This window comes from Polaromonas sp. P1_E1_2, assembly GCF_056406035.1.
The window spans coordinates 1-1649 of sequence record NZ_JBFUAZ010000776.1 but is presented as its reverse complement, the minus strand read 5'-3'; the positions used below and the strand labels follow the sequence as shown (position 1 = coordinate 1649).

The 1649-nt window shown below is 66.6% G+C and carries 3 protein-coding genes; 2 read left to right on the top strand and 1 reads right to left on the bottom strand.

Annotation, left to right across the window (positions count from 1 at the left end; genetic code table 11):
* A partial coding sequence (locus AC1D1P_RS22775; protein WP_477674557.1) for a methylenetetrahydrofolate reductase occupies nt 1-672 on the top strand: 672 nt, incomplete at its 5' end.
* 11 nt (nt 673-683) lie between these two features.
* A complete protein-coding gene (locus AC1D1P_RS22770; RefSeq protein WP_477674556.1) occupies nt 684-1313 on the top strand; it encodes a septal ring lytic transglycosylase RlpA family protein in 630 nt (209 codons plus the stop codon).
* Nucleotides 1314-1341: 28 nt separating this feature from the next.
* On the opposite strand, the gene AC1D1P_RS22765 is transcribed toward AC1D1P_RS22770, so the two are convergent.
* Nucleotides 1342-1649: cupin domain-containing protein (locus AC1D1P_RS22765; RefSeq protein WP_477674555.1), on the bottom strand; the 308-nt coding region annotated here is incomplete at its 5' end.

Here is a 1649-nt window from a genome sequence, read left to right as displayed (position 1 = left end):
GTGAACGAAATCCTGGCCGAAGGCGTGGCGGCGGCCTGCCATTTCTCATGCGTGGGCGCCACCAAGGCCACCGTGCGCCAGCAACTCACCACCTTGCAGATCATGGGCGTGAAACGCCTGGTCGCCCTGCGCGGCGACCTGCCCAGCGGCTACGGCGCGGGCGGCGAGTTCCATTACGCCAGCGACCTGGTGGCCTTCATCCGCGCCGAAACCGGTGACGCTTTCCATATCGAAGTGGCCGCCTACCCGGAAATCCATCCCCAGGCCAGATCGGCCGATGCCGACCTGCAGGCCTTTGTGCAAAAGGTCAAGGCCGGCGCCAACTCGGCGATCACCCAATATTTCTTCAACGCCGACGCCTACTACCGTTTTGTCGACGACGCGCAGGCACTGGGTGTGGACGTGCCCATCGTCCCCGGCATCATGCCCATCACCAGTTCCACCCAGCTCATGCGCTTTTCCGATGCCTGCGGCGCCGAGATTCCGCGCTGGATCCGCCTGCGCCTGCAGGGCTTTGGTGACGACACCGCGTCCATCAAGAGCTTCGGCCTTGATGTGATCAGCGGTTTGTGCGAGCAGCTCTACGCAGCCGGCGTGCCCGGCATCCATTTCTACACGATGAACCAGGCCGCGGCGACGACCGAAATCATCGGGCGACTGCAGCGAGCCTGAGGCCGCCATCCATGCTGCAGGGTGCCTGCCGGTCTGCCGCCACCCTCAGCGCTGCGGTGCTGCTGGCTTTGCTGGCAGCCTGCACCACGGCGCCACCAAACAAACCCTCCACCGCGCCGGGCGCTGGTGCTGCTGCACCGGCGCCGCGTCCTTCACGTCCCGCCACCGATGCATCACCCGTGATCGGTGAGATGACCGACGAGGTGCCGCCTTCTGCCGCTGCACCCAGGCCGTCGCTGCTGGCCGGCGAAGTGCCCCGCGAATTCCAGCGCGGCCAGGCTTCCTGGTACGGCCCGCGCTTTAACGGCCGGCGCACCGCCAGCGGTGAGCGCTTTGACATGCAGGAGTTCACCGCCGCGCACCGCACGCTGCCTTTTGGCACCATGGTGCGTGTCCACAGCCTGGTCAACGGCCGCGACGTGGACGTCCGTATTACCGACCGCGGACCCTACAGCGGCGACCGCATCATCGACCTGAGCCGTGCCGCGGCGGAAGAGCTCGGCATGCTGGGCATGGGGCTGAAGGAAGTTGTGCTGCTGGTGCCGGAGTCCACGCCGGAGGTCGCGACGACACCCGCGCCTGCGGCCCGGAAGCGCCCGCCTGCAAGGCGGCGCCCAGCGGCGCCGCGTACGCCGCGCTGAATCGCCTCGCTGACCGAGGCGCGCTCGCTCAGTTCACAAAAGTCACGTCGTCCCTGGGCTGAGGCGGGATCTTGATGGCCAGCGCCTTGACGGGCCCGCTGGTCACCAGCGTACCGCCGTGTGCCGTGCCTTTGGGAATGATGATCAGCGTGCCCGGCTTGAACTCCTTGCGCTCGCCGCCCAGCCACATGGCGCCGCTGCCTTCGATGATGTACTGGATCTCGTCGGTTTTCGGGTGAATGTGTTTGGCCACGTTGCCCGACTGGATGCCGATGGTGGCGTTGTCGGTGATGACCAGGCCCTTCGCGTTCATTTCAGGGTTGGGGGTGCCGGGAA

Bases quoted from the DNA above. Each gene is read 5' to 3' on its own strand.
- AC1D1P_RS22770 (WP_477674556.1), top strand. From the start codon at position 684: ATGCTGCAGGGTGCCTGCCGGTCTGCCGCCACCCTCAGCGCTGCGGTG.